18 protein-coding genes are annotated in these 18,908 nt (G+C 43.1%); 10 read left to right on the top strand and 8 right to left on the bottom strand.

Annotated features, from left to right (window positions below; translation table 11 throughout):
- The first annotated feature begins 253 nt into the window (after positions 1 to 253).
- The 6 genes from VE944_RS15115 to VE944_RS15090 all read left to right on the top strand — a co-directional run bounded on the left by VE944_RS15115 (position 254) and on the right by VE944_RS15090 (position 5,316).
- Positions 254 to 499: a hypothetical protein gene (locus VE944_RS15115; protein ID WP_324978340.1), complete on the top strand. Its 246-nt coding sequence runs from the start codon at positions 254 to 256 to the stop codon at positions 497 to 499.
- Entirely contained in the window at positions 493 to 1,668 is a 1,176-nt protein-coding gene (locus VE944_RS15110) for a hypothetical protein (protein ID WP_324978337.1), read from the top strand. The genes VE944_RS15115 and VE944_RS15110 overlap by 7 nt, the downstream gene beginning before the upstream one ends.
- Entirely contained in the window at positions 1,665 to 3,011 is a 1,347-nt protein-coding gene (dnaB, locus tag VE944_RS15105) for a replicative DNA helicase (protein ID WP_324978335.1), read from the top strand. Before VE944_RS15110 ends, dnaB begins: the two co-directional genes overlap by 4 nt.
- Positions 3,012 to 3,357: 346 nt before the next feature.
- A complete protein-coding gene (locus tag VE944_RS15100; protein ID WP_324978334.1) occupies positions 3,358 to 3,573 on the top strand; it encodes a hypothetical protein in 216 nt (71 codons plus the stop codon).
- Positions 3,574 to 3,802: 229 nt separating this feature from the next.
- The gene (locus VE944_RS15095) at positions 3,803 to 4,405 is read left to right on the top strand and encodes a tyrosine-type recombinase/integrase (RefSeq protein WP_324978332.1); all 603 of its coding nucleotides are present in this window, start codon (positions 3,803 to 3,805) and stop codon (positions 4,403 to 4,405) included.
- Between the two features lie 86 nt (positions 4,406 to 4,491).
- The gene (locus tag VE944_RS15090) at positions 4,492 to 5,316 is read left to right on the top strand and encodes an NAD-dependent epimerase/dehydratase family protein (protein ID WP_324978330.1); all 825 of its coding nucleotides are present in this window, start codon (positions 4,492 to 4,494) and stop codon (positions 5,314 to 5,316) included.
- Positions 5,317 to 5,396: 80 nt separating this feature from the next.
- On the opposite strand, the gene VE944_RS15085 is transcribed toward VE944_RS15090, so the two are convergent.
- From VE944_RS15085 to VE944_RS15065, 5 genes are all read right to left on the bottom strand, one after another.
- Positions 5,397 to 5,927, bottom strand: coding sequence for a GNAT family N-acetyltransferase (locus VE944_RS15085; protein ID WP_324978328.1), 531 nt, complete (start codon positions 5,925 to 5,927; stop codon positions 5,397 to 5,399).
- 106 nt (positions 5,928 to 6,033) lie between these two features.
- Complete coding sequence (locus VE944_RS15080; protein ID WP_324978326.1) at positions 6,034 to 6,309, bottom strand: hypothetical protein; 276 nt, start codon at positions 6,307 to 6,309, stop codon at positions 6,034 to 6,036.
- Positions 6,296 to 6,946: a ParA family partition ATPase gene (gene parA, locus VE944_RS15075; RefSeq protein ID WP_324978324.1), complete on the bottom strand. Its 651-nt coding sequence runs from the start codon at positions 6,944 to 6,946 to the stop codon at positions 6,296 to 6,298. Before parA ends, VE944_RS15080 begins: the two co-directional genes overlap by 14 nt.
- A 687-nt stretch (positions 6,947 to 7,633) precedes the next feature.
- On the bottom strand, positions 7,634 to 10,387 hold the full coding sequence (locus VE944_RS15070) for a cation-transporting P-type ATPase (protein ID WP_324978322.1): 2,754 nt from the start codon (positions 10,385 to 10,387) through the stop codon (positions 7,634 to 7,636).
- A 111-nt stretch (positions 10,388 to 10,498) separates the two neighbouring features.
- Positions 10,499 to 11,038, bottom strand: a complete 540-nt coding sequence (locus VE944_RS15065; protein WP_324978320.1) for a hypothetical protein — start codon at positions 11,036 to 11,038, stop codon at positions 10,499 to 10,501.
- 290 nt (positions 11,039 to 11,328) lie between these two features.
- Between VE944_RS15065 and VE944_RS15060 the strand changes: the two genes are divergently transcribed.
- Positions 11,329 to 11,754 carry a universal stress protein gene (locus tag VE944_RS15060; RefSeq protein ID WP_324978318.1) on the top strand — a complete coding sequence of 142 codons (426 nt, stop codon included), beginning with the start codon at positions 11,329 to 11,331 and terminating at the stop codon, positions 11,752 to 11,754.
- A 103-nt stretch (positions 11,755 to 11,857) separates the two neighbouring features.
- Entirely contained in the window at positions 11,858 to 12,313 is a 456-nt protein-coding gene (locus tag VE944_RS15055) for an SRPBCC domain-containing protein (RefSeq protein ID WP_324978317.1), read from the top strand.
- Here VE944_RS15055 and VE944_RS15050 read toward each other — a convergent pair.
- Positions 12,295 to 12,681, bottom strand: a complete 387-nt coding sequence (locus VE944_RS15050; RefSeq protein WP_324978315.1) for a hypothetical protein — start codon at positions 12,679 to 12,681, stop codon at positions 12,295 to 12,297. The two genes, VE944_RS15055 and VE944_RS15050, sit on opposite strands and share 19 nt — an antisense overlap.
- A 118-nt stretch (positions 12,682 to 12,799) precedes the next feature.
- On the opposite strand from VE944_RS15050, the gene rppA reads away from it, so the two are divergent.
- Both rppA and VE944_RS15040 read left to right on the top strand, forming a co-directional pair.
- Positions 12,800 to 13,480, top strand: a complete 681-nt coding sequence (rppA, locus tag VE944_RS15045) for a two-component system response regulator RppA (protein ID WP_324978313.1) — start codon at positions 12,800 to 12,802, stop codon at positions 13,478 to 13,480.
- Between the two features lie 98 nt (positions 13,481 to 13,578).
- Positions 13,579 to 14,901 carry a sensor histidine kinase gene (locus VE944_RS15040; protein ID WP_324978311.1) on the top strand — a complete coding sequence of 441 codons (1,323 nt, stop codon included), beginning with the start codon at positions 13,579 to 13,581 and terminating at the stop codon, positions 14,899 to 14,901.
- A 500-nt stretch (positions 14,902 to 15,401) separates the two neighbouring features.
- On the opposite strand, the gene VE944_RS15035 is transcribed toward VE944_RS15040, so the two are convergent.
- Both VE944_RS15035 and VE944_RS15030 read right to left on the bottom strand, forming a co-directional pair.
- Positions 15,402 to 17,516, bottom strand: a complete 2,115-nt coding sequence (locus VE944_RS15035) for a hypothetical protein (protein WP_324978310.1) — start codon at positions 17,514 to 17,516, stop codon at positions 15,402 to 15,404.
- Between the two features lie 376 nt (positions 17,517 to 17,892).
- A complete protein-coding gene (locus VE944_RS15030; protein WP_324978308.1) occupies positions 17,893 to 18,150 on the bottom strand; it encodes a hypothetical protein in 258 nt (85 codons plus the stop codon).
- Between the last annotated feature and the right edge of the window lie 758 nt (positions 18,151 to 18,908).

Genomic DNA, 18,908 nt, shown 5'->3' with positions numbered 1-18,908 from the left:
TGCCAAGCTGGAATTTGTAGCCAGAGAAAAAGGGATGAATCGTAGCGCATTAATCAGAGAGTGCCTTCTCGATTTTCTTGCAGCACAATCCGAAGACGAGTTTCCCTCGTTCATCGCTCAAAACCAAATTTCCTCAGTAGCCTAGACTACCAAGGAAATTTGGTTTTATTGTTTTAAACAACCCATCCACCAGAGTTCAGCGCCTGATAAACCTTGAACCACTGGCAATGAAACACCCCACAGGAGATGTCTAATGATCAATCTCAATACGGGTGTACTCCTCTCATTGTATGCCAATGAGACGGGCGTATACACCCCTAACTTTACATTGCGATCGCACGATAACGACCAAAGGAACAATCATTTTATTAATAACTATATAGTAATAGATTGTTGGTCGAGCTACAAGAGATTCGAGCAAGCTTATTCACGGGCTAATACAGCCAATACAAGCCTTCATAACTCCTCAGCGATCGCTTTTGGGGGTGCGGCATGGTAGCAGCAGTTGCACTTCAAAACCAAACTGAGCCTAAAAACCAGCAGTTCTACAAGCTTGTTCCAGAGCAATTAAAGCAGGATTATAAGGCGAAAATCTTAAACTCAGAAGCTTACCTCTACTACCTGATCAAAGCGAAACGTGCAGCAGGGTGGGAATGGCGCGTCAAAGTCAAGGAATTTTGTGCTGAGTGGGAAATAGCGGAAAGTACTTTCTACCGCGCTTTGTCAAACCTGAGAGTTAAGAATTTAATTTTCTGGCGACCTGGTGACAACACTGTGGTCATGCAGTGGGGTAAGGAAGTTACCAAAATAGCCAATGTTCATTCCAGCGATTCAGCCAACCGCCCAAACCCAGACACAGTAATGCCTCTCCAAGATGTTAGAGAGCCTCTCCAAGATGTTAGAGAACCTCTCCAACATATTAGAGAACCTCTCCAAGATGTTAGAGAGCAAAACGCTAAAACCCTTACTGTGGAGCAATCCTGCAATCCCTCATATTCATTACATATTGATCCAAAGATAAACACAGATTTTAAAGAGGAAGTGTGTGTGTTTTCTGAAGAATTTTTGGATCAAGAACTGGAGTGTGGCCAGCAAAATAATTTTGGTGAACCCAGTCTTGAGGCCATTCCTGGATCTTGCACTACCTTGTTAAACGATACGGAGATTGGGCAAGTAGCCAACACAACCAGTTATGAGGGTAAGGGTTTCGCCGTGCCGATTCGCAAAACTTCACAAAAACCTTCACAAAAACAGGAATGGGCTTGCCTCGGCACCGATGAGGATAAAAACGAGTTTTTGAAATATAAGGGTCAACTGTTAGTAAATTCCAAAAAATGTGAGCCGGTCGAGTCCAGAACCGCGGCGTTGGGCTGGGCGAATCGCAATCCAGAGGCTGCGAATCTGCTGTGGGAGGATTGGCAGAAGCAAAAAGTAGAGGATGTTAATCGGAATACTGCGATCGCTACTGTCCCCGAATTTAGGCGGATGGATAAGCAGGAACACGTCGCAGTCCTTGACAAATTTATCAATCATACCAAGCAGGAATTTTTGAAACTTTGCTGGTGGCACGAGTATTGGCTGGAATTCGCGTCCCGTCGATTGGGACAAAAACTCATTCCTGGATTAACACCCGAAATAATCAAACAAATTAAACAGGCACTCAGATGACACAGACTTTAGATTTCGCGGGTATTAATGACCAACTGCCACCCCAAAATATTGAGGCAGAAGAAGCAATCTTGGGTGGCATCCTCTTAGACCCTGAAGCGACACAAATGCTAGCAGATACTTTGGTTGCAGAAGCGTTTTATATTCAAGCTCACAAGGATATTTACCACGCTGCCTTGCAACTTGCAAGAAAGCATAAGCATATAGATTTGCTCACTGTTACAAGTTGGCTTTCTGACAATGATTTACTAACAAGGGTTGGTGGCAGAAACAAATTAGCAAGCCTCGTTGACCGCACTGTATCGGCAGTCAATATTGATGGTTTGGCTCAAATCGTCATGGAGAAATACCTCACCAGGAAGTTAATATCTGCTGCCAATCAAATCCTGAAACTAGCCTATGACGAATCAGTGCCTTTAGCGGAACGTTTAGATGCAGCCGAAGAGAAAATATTTTCTATTCGCCATGAAACCCAAACCGACAAATCAGTGCGGATGAATAGGGATATTAGCGTTATAAATTTTGCCGAGATAGAGCGTATATCTCAAGGAGAGCAAGAGCCTGGTATCGCTACTGGATTTTATGATTTGGATGCACTTACTGGCGGTGGATTCCACCCAGGCGAACTGATTATTGGTGGCGGTCGTCCAGGTATGGGCAAGAGTTCTCTGGCGCATCAACTAGCATTTAGTATTGCTAGGGAATACAACGCTCCAACTATGATTTTTAGTTTGGAAATGTCGGGCGAAGAAATAAATAAAAGGTTTTTATCATCGGAATCAGGGATTGAAATGATCTATTTGAAATCTGGGAAACTTTTAGATTCTCAATGGGAAGCATTAGGACAAGCAGTTGCGGATATTCATGAAGTACCACTGATAATTGATGATTCAACTAGCTCAACTCCACTTCAAATCCGCAGTAAACTTCGCAAAACAATAGCACAACATGGGCAGGTAAAGTTGGTTGTTATTGATTACTTGCAGCTGATGGTTGATAGCAGCAGCAACAGATTAACCCAAATGATAGGACAAGTTACAAGAGAGCTTAAGCTGCTAGCGCGAGAGTGTAATGTCCCAATTATGTTGCTTTCCCAACTAAACCGTGGTGTGGAAGATAGGACTAACAAACGACCAATGCTCTCTGATTTGCGGGATTCGGGCAGGATTGAAGAAGACGCTGACATAGTTTTGGGACTTTACCGCGATGAATATTACTCTCCCGATAGCCTAGATCGAGGTATTGCAGAAGTAAGTATTTTGAAAAATAGGCAAGGGGCCACTGGCACAATCAAGCTGCTGTTTGAGCCACATTTTACGAGGTTTAAGAATTTAAAGCGGTAGATAGACTTTTCCCATAATGGGGAGAAAGTAGCGAAGCTGCTATAAGCCGCGATGCAAGGGCTGAAAACATTACCGGGGTTCAGCCGGGATACGCGCAAATTGGGACACGTTGTAAAGTTATGTTACGCAAGTGTTTGAAAACCCTTGATTTTACGTTGTTTCGATACCGGATTGAGCGTGTCCTTTCTTGTGAAAACATCACCAAAAAAGGTCATTTATGGGCAAGTTTAAGGGACTGAATAGCGTGAAGAATTGATTTTAACGGACAAAAATTTGAATATTTCTTTACCATTTTTGGGCAAGTTAGTAAATTACTAGACTACGTTGCGTAATATTTGTTTACAACGTGTCCCAATTTACAGGTATCCCGGCTGAACCCCATATTGGCGACGAGCATTGTCTAAAAGCTGTGTCAGAAGCAGCTTTTAGACAATGCGATTGGATTGACGCTCACGCTCCAAAACATCGGTTGTCAAGTCAGTCTACTATTTTACGCCAAGGTGTCAGCCTATATGACACGCTTCTTACAAGCAGCTACACAGGCGCTGCTTGTAAGAAGTAAGAAATAATTAAGCCTGCAAAATTTTCGTTATTCCTGAAAACCCTATTAATCAAAGTTTTAATTAGCCATTACCCCAAATCAGACATTGGCCAAGATTGACGTATTTCTTAATTGATAGTTATTCGCAATAACTCTTGAGTGGCTTGTCTTTTGACGAAATAATAGGGATCGTGGCGTAGTAGACTGTCCATAATACCCCGCGTAAACCGGACACTACCCTTACAAATAAATGAGGCTGCCACCCCCAACTCGTCTACCCAACAAGCATTATAGGTCTAGAGAATACCTTACACCAAGTGAGGTACGATCTCTGCTGAATGCTGCGCTCGATCGTAAAGCTCGTTATTCTCACCGTGATTATACACTGATGTTGATGATGTTTCGCCACGGTCTAAGGGTGGGGGAAGCTGTAGGGGCTAAGTGCGGTTTAAGATGGGATGCACTGATGTGGGCCGAACGTCAGATTTTCATCACCAGAGAAAAGGGCAGTGATTCTGGGGTGCATCCCTTGAGGGATGATGAAATAACTTTGCTCAAAGAACTCAGAGAGATGCTGCCTGATAGCAAATATATATTTGTTTCCGAGCGTGGTGAGGTGATGTCCACTGATGCGGTGCGAAAGCTGATTGGGCGGCTGGCGGTGCAGGCGGGGCTTGATATCAAAGTTCACTGTCACATGATGCGCCATGCCTGCGGGTATTATCTGGTGAATCAGGGTTATAACACTAGAGAAATTCAAGACTTCCTCGGACACCGGGATATCAAACACACTGAAAAATATACCAAGCTGAATGCTCGACGTTTCCTAAATTTTGATTGGGGTGATTTGTAACATTTTGACTGGGGGGATTTATCGCTACTCGACCAAAAAGTAATGATAAATGAGACATTCAGTTAATAGTAAAAATCACCACCGTTATGAAGGTATTAGTTACGGGCAATGAAGGAATGATTGGTTCGGTTGTAGAAAAAGTTTTGCGTGCCGACGGATGTGAAGTGATTGGCTTTGACATTGCAAGTGGTCATAATATTCTTAATCCCAACCAAGTGCGTTCTGCACTTGTTGGTTGCGATGCAGTAGTTCATCTGGCGGCCCTCCTTGGAAGCCCAGAAGAAACGCCGGATGAAATCATGGCAGTCAATCTTCAAGGCACTTGGCACATTCTAAGTGCGGCAGCAGAGGCACAACTCAAACGTATCGTTTTCTTCAGTAGTGTTGATGCCTTGGGAATCTTCAAAGGTGAGAGAAAACCGGATTATCTTCCGTTAGACGACAATCATCCTTGTTATCCAGTTACTCCTTACGCTATTTCCAAGCGGCTGGGTGAAGAAATGTGCCGATATTTTACCGATAGCACAGGTATCTCAACCATTTGTCTACGACCACCGGGTGTATTTGATCAAGAAACTTACGATTTTATTATTTCCAATCGGCAAGCCAAGCCCGATTTTGAATGGAATCCATTTTGGGAATACGGTGCTTTTCTTGATGTTCAAGACGCAGCCGAAGCTGCACGGTGCGCTTTATACTGTCATAATCCCGGCCATGTGACCTTGCTACTGTGTGCGGATGACATTTCTTCGGCGCATAAAACTAGTAAAGAAATGGCTCAATCCTTACTTCCTGACGTGGATTGGCGCGGTGGTCACGAATATGAACGTGAACCTTACAAAGGTCTTATAAACACCCAATTCGCTAAACAAGTCCTCCATTGGGTTCCGCGTTACAGATGGCGACCGTGAAACAGCTAAGGAATTACTGTGCAAGTCAATTTTTGTACGCAAAAGAATCTCTTTAAGCTAATACTCCGTAAGACGATTGCTTAGTTGGGGTTAGAAAAAGTCAGACGGTAGATGAGTTCATCAGAAAGTTTTCCTTTGACGAACTCCGCGTTTTTATTAACGTTGTACAGTTCAAATCCAAGGTTCTCAACCACCTTACGGGAGGCATAGTTCTGCTCGTTTACTGAAGCGTGCAGTGCGGTCAAGTTGAAGCGCATAAAGGCAAAGGCGATCGCTCTTGAGCAGTAAGTAGACGCGTACCCCCGATTCTGGAAGTCTGCGAAAGTCATGAAGCCGATTTCTGCGTATGCGTCATCGAAAATACCTATCTCGACAACTCCAACAAACTGGTGTTGTGGGAGTATCGCAACCCACTTGAGCCAAGTCATAGTGTCGTTATCTGGCGATTTTTCCAGTGCAGCGAATTTGAACTTTTGCTTAAGTTCCAAAAGAGTTGGGATTTCATCTTCTAGGTATTCGTATAAAATCGGGTTGCTCAGATGCGAGTACAGCATCTGAGCGTGATCTTCTGTTACTTTTTCTAGATGCAAGCTTACCGGAGATTTGTCCATGTCTTGTCCCCTAACTCAAACCCCAACGAGAGCCAACTGCATCTGAAATCTCCAAACAGTTGTAATAATGTAATTAAATACAAATGTAATAAAGTAATTTATTACATTAGCTTTTTAGCTCTGACTCAACTAGAGCAATCATATATTCCTTAATGGTCATACCTTTTTTGGTAGCACGAATTTTAATCTCCTGGTGCTGTGCTAGGGTAACTTCAAAAGTAACTCGCTTGCTTTTGCCGTTGTTAACTTCTTCTGTCCCTGTAGTACTAGGTGTTTCAGCACCATTACGACTTTCCACCCACGCTGCTGCTTCATCTTTTACAGGCGTTTTCTGAACACCTGGCCTCAAGCTTAGTTTTTGTGATTTTTTAACTTCTGCCATAATTTGTTTCCTCTGCTGCTTCTAATATTTCCTCAACAACTGCTCGGACTTCATCACTTGCAGCACTTTTCGGGGCAGCTTCCAAAACAGTACTCCCAATATTCAAACACTCAGCAAATGCTACCCTTTGACTTATCTGTGCTTTTAACACTCTTAAGGGGTATTCTCCTAAAACTTCAGTTACTTCTCGCCCAAGAGCAGTGTTCACTATCTTTCTGTTGATTAGAAATGCTGCTGTTAAGTCTGGTTTATATATAGTGGCCTCTTGTACCAGTTCTACTACCTCATGCACCGCCCACACATCTAGGGGAGATGGTTGTACAGGAACCAGCACAAAATCCACTGCCATGATTGCTGATCTGGTTAAGTCAGAAACTCTTGGCGCACCATCAATGAAAACAAAATCATACCCCTGCGCTAGTTTGGGCAATTCTTTGTGCAAGATAGGACGATCCAAACCAATAACGCTAAATGGAGCTTCACCATTACGTGCTGCTGCCCAGTCACGGGTTGAGCCTTGAGGGTCAGTATCAACAAGTAATACTCGATACCCTATCATCGAAAAAGCATGAGCCAAATGGATAGATACTGTGGTCTTGCCACTGCCCCCCTTCTGGTTCAAAACTGCAATTTTCATAAATGTGTTTTTGTAAAAATGTAATTCATTACGTTATGACAAATTTCAGAAGGTTGCAATACCAAGCTTAATCCCTCAATTACAAATTTACAAATACACAAAGTAGCATTTTTACAAATGTAATTAATTACAAAGATAGATTTATAGCTAGAAATTGACCATTTTTACATAGTCATAGTATCTCAGTAATTAAAGGTTAAATTAATTACAATATTATCTAGGGTTGCTTGTGATTTGAAGAGAGAACTAAAGCATAGATTAAAATCTATGGATTTATTTAATTGGCTCTATTTTTATTGATGATACTGATAAAAGTAAGAAAAAGTTTGATTAGCGAGCTAAAACGCATGATTAGTAAGGATTTCAGTAGCCAATACTTCGCATCTTTCTTGCGCGGTAATGGCTTCCTCTCATATTTTCCGCAGCCTTTATAATTTCTCCCACTGCTGTCGCGCTTCCTTCTTTAGTCGTTATGATAGCTCTCGCAACTATTGTGATTGCTCTGGCAGATATCTTGCCAGAGCAGTCATAAGTTCCAGTTCATTCCGAACTGGCGTATTTTTTAGGCTATAAGTTCCATCTTCGCATTTGAAATGAAGAGTTGCCCCTTGATTGACAATTTCACTACTGAATAATAATGCTCCTGAGTTTACCCAAACCGTTATAGTAGCTTCTCTAGCACTATCCCTAGTTGAGCGGATCGAAACGCTGCAAGATCAGAGCTATAAGTACCATTGGCAAACCTACAGCTATACAAATGAGAGCTTGGGTAAATGTCAAAGGTGTGGTGTCAAAAAACTGATTCATGATGCTCCACTGACTGAACAGACATTGTAAAAACACTACAACCACAATTCCGATTGCCGGTGCATAGGCTACGCGTGTGCGTTTACCCTGGATTCTGGCAACTAGAGATGGTAAAAACTGGGTAATGCTTAACAGGTAAAAGACTTCTGCTGCCACCAACCCATTAATCGCCATCGTGCGAGCTAAGGCTTCATTGTCTGTAGTTTGAAATATCCATTGAAACACTCCAAAAATTACCACCCAATTGAAGACAGAAATAGCTAAGATGCGCTGGAGTAAACTACCTGATAAAAGCTTTTCTCTAGGGTTGCGTGGTGGTTGCTGCATCAGTTGTCCAGATTTTGGCTCAAAGGCTAAAGGAGCAATCAACCCGACTGAGCTGACCATGTTCAGCCAGAGAATTTGGATTGGTAAGATAGGAAGCACGGTTGCTAGGAGAATAGCAATTAAAATCGTCATCGATTCTCCAACGTTGATCGGCAGCAAGAAGGCGATCGCTTTTCGCAAGTTGCCGTAAACTCCGCGCCCTTCCTCCACAGCAGCTTCAATTGAGGCGAAGTTATCGTCAGTTAGAAGCATATCCGCAGATTCTTTGGCAACCTCTGCCCCTGCTATACCCATCGCTACACCAATGTCTGCTTGCTTGAGAGCGGGAGCATCGTTGACACCATCTCCTGTCATGGCAACAATTTCGCCCCTCAGTTGCAACGCTTTCACCAAACGCAACTTTTGTTCTGGAGCAACTCGCGCAAATACCATGCCTTGCTCGGCCGCTTGGGCGAATTCTTTTTCATCCATCCGAGTTAATTGCTGCCCGGTAAAGACCTGTTCTTCAGCCGAGCAAATTCCCATTTGGCGGGCGATCGCAGCTGCCGTTAGCGCATGATCCCCAGTGATCATCTTGACTTTAATCCCAGCAGATTGACAGGCATTTACTGCGGCGATCGCTTCAGAGCGGGGCGGATCGATTATGCCTTGAAGTCCTAAAAACACCAGTCCGCGATCAATATCATGACGCTCCAAGGAACGCTTGTTAGAGGTAACTTCTTTTCTAGCAAAAGCTAGCACTCGTAAACCTTGCTTTGCCATACGAGCAACTTCCTGTTCTACTGTGGCAGGATTGAGCGCAGCCTGTTGTCCTTGAGCGTCAAGCATGTAATCGCATCGTTGGAGAATTGTCTCTACAGAACCTTTGAGATAAATCACATTCAGCCCTCGCTTTGCATCTAATTCATGCAAAGTCGCCATGTACTGGAATTGAGACTCAAACGGAATGGTATCTATTCTGGGTAATTCTTGCTCTAGATTCTCTTGTGTCAATCCCGCTTTATTAGCAGCCGTAATTAATGCTCCCTCGGTTGGGGTTCCTACTAAGTTCCACCGTCTGTCTTGCCATTCGATGTGAGAATCATTGCAAAGCAATCCTGCTTCTAGAGATTCCCAAACAGCAACCTGTCCATCTGCATTAAAATCAACGGGCTGCTGATTCATTAGGATTTCGCCGTCTGGGGCATAACCGATACCGCTGGCGGTGTAGTGTTGTCCACCCGCATAAATCTTCTGAACTGTCATCTGATTTTCGGTTAACGTGCCAGTTTTGTCAGAGCAGATAACGGTGGTACTTCCCAATGTTTCCACTGCGGGTAACTTGCGAATAATCGCGTTACGTCGTGCCATCCGCGAAACCCCGATCGCCAACGTAACTGTGACAATTGCAGGTAATCCTTCCGGAATTGCGCTGACTACAAGAGCCACAGTTGCTTTAAAAACATCAATCCAAGATTCGCCCTGTCCTAATCCGACTGCAAATGTCAGGGCAGCCAAACCTAAAATGACATACAACAAGGTTTTGCTAAACTTATCGATATTCCGCGTTAGCGGTGTTTTGAGATTTGTGCTGCTTTCAATTAACTGCGAGATGCGACCAGTTTCAGTGGCATCTGCGATCGCGACTACAATCCCTTCTCCCTGTCCAAAAGTGACGAAACTTCCTGCATAAGCCATATTGCTGCGTTCGGCTAATGGTGTTTCGACAGCTAGCGATGCCGTTGCTTTCTCCACCGGAACGGATTCCCCTGTTAAAGCAGACTCGTCAACTTGTAATCCACGCACACTTAATAGCCGCAGATCCGCAGGTACTTTATCCCCAGATGCTAGCAGTACCAAATCACCCACAACAAGTTCAGTCGAAGCCAGACGAGTTTTTTGACCATTGCGAATTACAGTTGCTTCAGTAGTGACAGCTTTGGATAGAGCAGCGATCGCACCTTCTGCTTTCGATTCTTGAATGTAGCCAATGATGACATTAATCAAGGTGACAGCAAAAATTACCCCCGCATCTATCCAATCTTGCAGCAGCAGCGTCACTACTCCCGCCGTCAGCAATATATATAGTAGTGGTTGATTAAATTGCTCTAAAAATTTTAGCAAAGGACTTTTTCCACCTTTACTAGTTAGTTGATTTGCACCCATTTGTTGATGCCGAGTGGTGGCTTCTTCATGACTCAAGCCTGCTTGGGAATGGCTGCCTAACGTTTGCACAACCTCTTGTTCAGCCAGAGTATGCCATTCATAGTTGAGTAAATCTTTTGTTGTCTCAGGAAAAGTATTTGTAGCGATCATATCTGCTGTCATCTGTGTCTCCAAATTGAAAGAACGTTAAACTAATTTGTAATTAGGACTCATCAGATTTAATATGGATTTCTCTGTTTGAATCTGTACCTTTGTTTTTTCAAATTGGTGTTATTACGAGAATCTTTTGCTAGATTCATAAATATGCCACTCTCGCACACCCCAGTAACGCAGAATCGATTCTGCCTGATGGATTTCATCTACTGTTCCCTCTACCGTCACCAAAAATTCTTCTTGAGTAGTTGGCTCACAGAGTCTAGCTTGCCTTTGGGGAGTAAACCAACCTTGAAAAGCACCATAAACACCGCCAAACATCGCACTTGCCCCACCCGCCAGCAGCGTACCCACCACAGATTCAACCGCTAACGCTGGCCCAAAACCGGGAATAACTAATACGCCAAATCCGGCTGTGAGTGCCAGGAATCCCCCGGCTGTTCCTCCTGTAATTGCACCTGCTTTGGCACCTTCAATTGGAGTCATGGTATGTTTATTCGCATTAGCATCCTTATGCAACTTTTCGTGTTCAGAGTCTAAAGTAAACACAGAAATTTTCTGCATCGGAAAGTTAATCGCTCTGAGTTCATCAAGTACCTGTGTTGCAGTTTGACGGGTAGAAATGATGCCCATTGCATTTTTGACTGGATTGAAATTCATAACAACTCTCCTATAAAAATCAGTAAGTTTAAAACGAAGCTTTATTAATCTCCAAATCGCAAAAAACTATAGTTTTCTAGTGTGAGCATGAAGCATATTAGGTCGGGTATTCGTTTTAAACCTCAGTTGAGTTAGTTTCGTTTATATGGTTCTTTTCCAGGATTGCTGATGAATGTGAACGAAAAGTGAATAAATCGTTTATCCTACTCACATTCACTTTTGAATCACATTTGTCTCTCAAGCTAAAAGACAACACCTGTGAATGAAGTCATTGATGATTGGAACTGCATATGAGCTTTCAGAAAATTTTAGTCGCGGTTGATGATTCACCTGCTACTACAACAGTGTTTGCAAAAGCACTGGAGTTAGCCCAAACAGACGCTGCTCAGTTGATGATTGGTCACAGCATTGAGTTAGCATCTTCTAGCCAGGTCACTGTGAATTTAATAAAGCTTGAAATAGAAACACAACAGGCACAGAGTTTACTCCAGGCTTACTATCAAAAAGCGAAAAAACAAGGTATTATCGCAGAATTCAGTTATCAAACAGGAGATCCGGGGACTAATATCTGTGATTTAGCCAGGACTTGGGGAGCAGATTTGATTGTGCTTGGTCGTAGAAGACTTAAAGGATTTGCCGAACTTTTAGCGGGAAGTGTGAGCAATCACGTTGTTCATCACGCTCCATGTTCAGTTCTGATTGTTCAAGGTCAGTAGTTCCCTCACATGGACTGTGCTGAGTGAACATGACGACAATACATCGGGTTTTTGTTAGCAGGAATAGCCGTTTTAATTGTGGTTTTCCTATTAAATCACACTCATGAAAATTTACACTGAAATCGAAATTCAGGCATCCGACGAGCAGGTCTGGAACCTACTCACTGATTTTGCCAGTTTTCCACGTTGGAATTTGTTTATTCGTCAAATTAGTGGCTCGCTGAACGAAGGGGCACAGCTAACCGTTCACTTTCAGCCTCCGGGTACAGATATTATGACCTTTCGACCTACTGTGATTACCGTAGAACCCAATCGCAAATTGTGCTGGTCAGGGCATTTTTTGATACCAGGACTATTGATAGGCGAACACAGCTTTATCATTGAGCCGTTAGCAAGCGATCGCGTTCGCTTCATTCAGCAAGAATCTTTCCACGGCTTACTAGTGCCTCTGCTGGCTCGTCGATTAAATATTGGTGTTCGCCAGGGGTTTGAAGCCATGAACCAAACATTGAAAACAAAGGCAGAACACATTTGTCAATGTCAATTCATAATCTCATAGCGCACTAACTTCCTAACATCCTCACGAGGTAGCCCTAGTTCTTGGGCAATTGTCACTTCTATCTGGCTGAATTCTATTGTTGGAAGTTCTAATTCCAGTCGCTTCAAGATGGGGTCTGCTGTTTCGACTTCTACCTGAGTAATTTTCTGAGTTCGGTTAACAGTAGCGTTAATCAGCAACACATTAACTGATAGCCGTGCTTCTAGTTGAGTATCTGACTGAAGTTTTTTCTCTGTAGAGTAGGATTGACTTAACTGCCCAGCAGCTAGAAAACTACAGCCAAACCAAAATACAATCGCTACTAGTGGTAGAGGCAACCAAAATTCTAATCCCAGCCCTTGCAGCCAACGTTTGCTAATATGCCACACACTACACCTGCCTGTGATTTTGCCAAGTTATACTTAATCACACATTCATTCTGACTGATGAAAGACGTTGAAATTGCCTCAATGCATTATTCTAAATAAGCCCAAGCCCACAAAGGTGATGAAAATCTTACTGGTAGAGGATGATCCAAAGCAATTAATGCCGCTACAAATGGTTCTTTCACAGGCTGGACACAACGTTGATGGTGTCAAGGATGGTGAAACCGCTCAATGGCTTTTGACTGAAAAAGAATATGACCTGCTAATTTTGGATTGGATGTTACCTCGGATTAGTGGAGTGAGTTTGTGTCAACAGTATCGGGCGGCAGGAAAAACAGCTCCCGTATTAATGATCACGGCAAAAGATACCACACCCGATAAAGTCATAGGATTAGATGCAGGAGCAGATGATTACCTCGTCAAACCGATTGATATCGTAGAGTTCATGGCACGGGTGCGAGCTTTGAGGAGGCGATCGCCCCTCTGGCAAGGAGACACCCTCTGCTTGGCAGACCTGCAACTTCATCTCGATACACTAATTTTGGAGCGACAAGGGGCGATTGTCTCCCTTTCCAGCCAAGAATTTCAGTTGCTAGAGTACTTCATGCGTCATCCTAAGCAAGTCCTGACTCGTAACCAAATTGAGCAAGCCGTATGGGAGTGGGGTAGTGAGCCAGAAAGCAATGCAATCACCGTTCTAGTTCGTAAACTTCGCCAACGTTTGCAAACATTAGCAGCAGGAGATTGGATTGAAACCGTCTACGGCATGGGCTATCGCCTCAACCCTCCAGAACCATCTTGAGATTTATTAATTTGAGAGTCTACAATCAAGTGGAATGCTACCCCGATTTAATTACATCTTGAATTCTGACTTCTAAATTCTGAATTCTTCTTCTATTTGTGTTTAACCGCAGTCGTCGTAACTTAGCTCGTTGGTTTACCCTTTCAATGGGGTGCATTCTCGTTCTCTTTGCTGGAGTCATTTATAATCTTGAAGTAAAAGATAAGCTCAAAGCATCAGATCAACAGCTTTATAAAAGAGCAGAGCTAATGGCAGCCAGTTCGCAGTATCGGCTGTATCAAGGACAAAAACAAGTCGATTTGAGCAATATACCGCTATTGGGTAGTGGTTCTCACCCCGCTGATATTGAACTGGTCTATGTTCGCTGGTATGAGCAGAATGGCAAACTCAAGCGTTTTTTTGGTACTCCACCTCCAGAACAATTAAAAACAGCATCTGGGTTTCTCACGATTAAATCTGTTGACCAATTAACAGGTGAGGCGCTTTGGCTTCGTCAAGTCACGTTACCTGTTCAAGGAGGAAATTCGGTCATCGGCTATCTTCAAGTTGCCATTCCGCTGACAGAGGCTCAAAACGATCTCAGAGAATTTCAGTTAATGTTGACCCTAGCTGTGCCTGTAGCGCTGGGGTTTATTGGACTTACAGGTTGGGTGCTTGGTGGCATAGCTATGCAGCCCGTTCAGTCAGCCTATAACCAGCTGCAACGCTTTACATCAGATGCTTCTCATGAATTGCGATCGCCCCTTTCTGCGATTTTGACCAATGCCCAAGTCGGCCTACTAATGGCAACAGACCGTCCTCAACTTCATCCCACATTAGAGAACATTATTGATAGCACGAAGTCGATGAGTACCTTGGTCAATAACCTACTGCTGTTAGCTCGCCATCAAGGACAATTAACTCCGGAATCTCTCAAAAAAGTAAATCTTAATAACTTGCTGGAGGATTTAGCCGTTTACTATACTACTGTTGCTGCAAAAGCGTCGATCAAGTTGATCAGCCATTTACCAGAACAACCTATTAAGTTGTGGGCTGACCCCGATTTGCTACGGCAAGCTGTTGAAAACTTGCTCAACAACGCCTGCAATTACACCCTGTCTGGTGGAACTATCTGGTTACGCTTAGAACCTCACCCAGATCGGGCAGTAATTCAGGTCATCGATACTGGAATTGGAATTCCAGAGGCAGATTTACCTTACATTTTTGATCGCTTCTACCGGGTTGACACAGAACGTGCAAGAGAAAGCGGCGGATTTGGGTTGGGATTGGCGATTGTTCAACAAATTGTCCAGGCTCACGGCGGTCACATTCATGTGATGAGCAATGAAGGTAAAGGCTCGACGTTTCAGATAAAATTACCGCTTATTAGCCATAATTTTTCGCGCAAGCGAGTCTCCAAAAGAGTGATGATGTCAAGGTAATCTTCCGCTGCTGATCTTGGTCGTTATACGTCAACAATGTTTATGTGGATGTGACAAAACTAACTCATACTTTTCTATTGAAATAGCTGCGACATAGCAAGAAAGTTTCGGGGTCGCTCCCCTCTATAACCCTTATAAACAGAACTTTTGGGCAAGTCAATCAATTCCGTTTCTTACTACATTTTCTTAAAACCGCCCCAAAACTCGCATTAATTTCATCACTATTACTTGATGGGCATTGATTAAAATCTATGTTTTGCGATCGCCTTGATGAGCGCCATTCGTCACATATATAGTCAGTAGTACACATTAGGGCTAAAACGTTGAATTGATGGCGAAGATGATTGATTTCACGTTGTTAGAATTTCGTTGAATCTGCAATTAAGCGTGCTTCTACCTCTGCAATGAGAAATGAGCAGAGGTAGAAATTTGCTCTCTTATGCTTGAGACAAGTCTATTAACTTGCGCCCGCTTCGGGTGAGCTACAGCCTAAGTCAGGACTATGACGACTTAAGCATTTTGATCAACTCAGCACGCTGCTGGTCACTCAAACACTGAATAGACTGAAAAATCCCTTGTAAATCAGCCACATTCGTCATCACTACCTCATCATCATTACCAGCATCAGCAAACAATAACTCATCAATCGCCTCCTTAATTAACCGCCGCTTCTCGGACGGAGTACAGCGTTCATACATCGAACGCAGCGTCTCCACCGTAGAACCCATAGCATCAGCCAAAGACCGTAATTGTGCATCCGACAGCCCCACTTGGAAACCCCAAGTCGCCCAAATATAGCGCATCGTATGCGGCGTTATCCTCTTGCCAATCAGCGTATGTGCCTGATAGGCAAAAAAGTTAGCAAACGTGCTATCCGTATAACATTTGCCCACATCAGGCACAATAAAGAAATATCCCCAAGACCACATCTGCGACTTAGAATTTGGGAGCAGACAACAAGTATCTAGCGGCGTAAACTCAGCTCGCCCCGCCGTCACCCAACGTCCCCGGACTCCTTGTAACCCTTCATCCCACCAACTATAAGTTTGGGAATTTTTATAATTACCAGGCAGCCACCAACCATAGAGATAGCGTTCAATATACTCATAAACACAACTACCATCCCCAAACTGGTGATTGGGAATTTGGAATGACTTGTGACCATGAAACTTGCGAGTCTTATAATCTTGGATATCCTTGACCCACACCCCATCCTGGTAGTACTTACCCTCATAAGTATAAGTTTTGTAGATATAGTTATCCTCCAGCGTGCTATCAGCACGTTTATCCCGCACAGCATTGGGAGGCAAAGGATGATACAAACCATTAGCCGGCACATCAGCCGGTCGCGTCACCGGACAACACAGTGCCACCTTCAAATTCCTCGCCTCTTGTTGGCGACGAGCCGGACTTAACCCCAAATCAACCCAAGCTAAAAACTCCTGATGACTAATAGCTATCTGCTGTGGCGAACGAAAATTGCCCCGATTGTTGCGAGGTCGGCAGTACAATCGCAACGGCTCAACTACAGTTGACTGCACCACAGAGAGTGCAGATTTCCCCTCTGGCACATCAGGCCATTTGAGCGACTGGTCAGCAACATAATAGCGATTGCGCGACCATTCCTGCATCGCATCGACTTCCCGTTTTAAAAGATTGTTCACCAGCTTAAATAAGGGAATATTGCCGTAATCTGACTTATCTTCCACCCAATCACGGTACAAGAACTTACCGAGAATCAGAATTGATAACAGCTTGAGATGACGAGTTCTCGGACTCGTGGAATGCATCACAGACTGTAAGAAATTGAAATAATCGCAAATCCACGCTTCTAAGTAAGCCTTGTGAGTCTTCCACAGCTTTTGCTGCTGTTTGGGAGTCAACTGTTCTAGCTCTTGTTCTGTCACCAAAGGAAAAATTAATGACAGCGACAGTTCATTCTTCTCCATAAGAGCATAGTGAGAGCGGTATTTGGAAAACCAACCCAGAAACAGCTCGATATTCTTTGAGTGTCCTTGAGCCGTTGATTCTTTCACCCCTTCAATCACTCGTCCCTGCCAATTAGCAACCGTCATAAATTGATAAAATTCATTCAATTCGGCCTGCAATTGGGGTGGAGTTTCTTGTGGTTGCAGGCGATAAGGCAGTGATTTACCCTTACCCGGCATTAAAGGCGTATTGGACATATCCCCATACAAATTCACCTTGGGTGGACAACACTGAGAGCGAAACTTTTCTGTCCGCCGCAGATTACCCGGCCACCAACTTTCAAGTTCAGCCCAAGTCACCAACTGATTAATTCTGGCACCATAAGTATTACGACTAGCCCCAGACACCTCCAATTTGTCAAAGGCTCTCTGAATTGCGGGTCTTACCTGAGGTAATAAACTTGTAGGTAATGATTGCAGATGAGCTTTAGCCGCCGCCGTTTCTGCCAGAGTCATCTTCTTATGGGGATGCTGGCGTTGAAAACCGAATTCAGTTAACAAAAATCTGAAGATAGCCGAATTAATCTCATTGAGAATCCTCTGCAATTGTTGAGAGGAATAAATAGTGGTTAAAGAAATGCAATAAAGTTGATAAACTTCCCACAAATTTTGAGGATTGTTGCTCATAATAAAAAACTCCGAATAGGTTTGTCAAACTCAAATTGTTGATGAAGTCTTATAGAAGACTTAAGATGAGATAGATTAGGTCTTAGAGAAAAAAATCAATTGAGTCAGATTTATTAACAATTAATGGTCAGACTACGGATTTATCGCAAATCCTTTTGATGAAGTGCCAAATTTTCAATAAGACCTGAAAATATTGGTACAGAAAGATAATGAGTAGTTTTTTATCAATAAACGTTAATAAATAAATAGCTCAAAGTAAATAAATAACTGGTCTTAAATAAATCCTGAGCATGGGTGGTAATTGGTTTATTGATGAATTAACATCGGGGAAAAATAACAGGTTTTTCGAGTTGAGAGACAAATTAGGTTTTATATATTAGCTAGGGGTAGCATCATCTACTAATTTGATTAACCCGCGCCCAATACGCTCAATCATCTCACTGCGAGAAATAGCCAGTTGTTGACTTAGCTCATCTAATCCAGCTAAAGCAGTTGGGGTGATACCAATAGACACACATTTTTTGATTTCTGAATAATGTTCTGGTTGACCGCGAGTTGATTTTATGCCCTTACAAATGGGCTTTTTCTGATGCTCTTTTCTAGACTTATTCTGGATTTTAGTTCTCTTGTTCATGGATGGTTCCTTATTGATGAGATAACAATTAGGGTGCTGATTGAACTATTCGTCATTACAAAAAAAGTGGAATAATTTTTGATTTTTAGATTAACTAGAATCATTTTTCAGTTCTCTTGACATAATTTTTTACCTTTGATTAACAAACATATTCAATAGCCGTTGTCATCAAATGCCTAAAAGCTTTTTATGTTCACTAGGCATTAAATAAAAAAGCCACTAGGTATCACCTGAGTGGCTCCCTCCTTTCGGAGTTGGCATATTGAATTTTGTTTATTAATAGCTATATCAATTCATTTTATATCTTTCTCAAAAAATGGCAAGAGCTAATAGCTGAAATTCAAAATTTATTCGGTAATCATTTGGACTCTGAGTCTAAGGTATGTTTGCCAGAAAGTTTGAACGCGTCCTGGCAAGGTACTTACCAGGAATAAAATCGCTGTTATGTTACACCCACGCTTTTATAAAACCCCATCGCGGTGATGGGGTGTCGCTTCGCTTCTTAATTCGGCATCTCGACGCTGCCAACACAAGCGCGAGCGCTTGCTTTGATGTGGCCCTCCAGTTAGTATTTATCCTTTGGCAACTTGGGCACTCTTACACAAGCTCGCGCAGCTTCTAACTACCTCCTCATGGCGCTGACAGAATCCAATTTTTTGGATGTTGACCGATTGCTGAAAAAATGGGCAAGTGGCACAATTAAGAATCATCTTTTACTCCTACGGGGTGAATGATTGGGCGATCGCTTGACTTTGGAC

The sequence above is a fragment of the Nostoc sp. genome (assembly GCF_035638895.1).
Classification (GTDB): domain Bacteria; phylum Cyanobacteriota; class Cyanobacteriia; order Cyanobacteriales; family Nostocaceae; genus Nostoc.
Note: the sequence above shows the minus strand (reverse complement) of the source record. Positions and strands in the feature narration are given on the sequence as shown.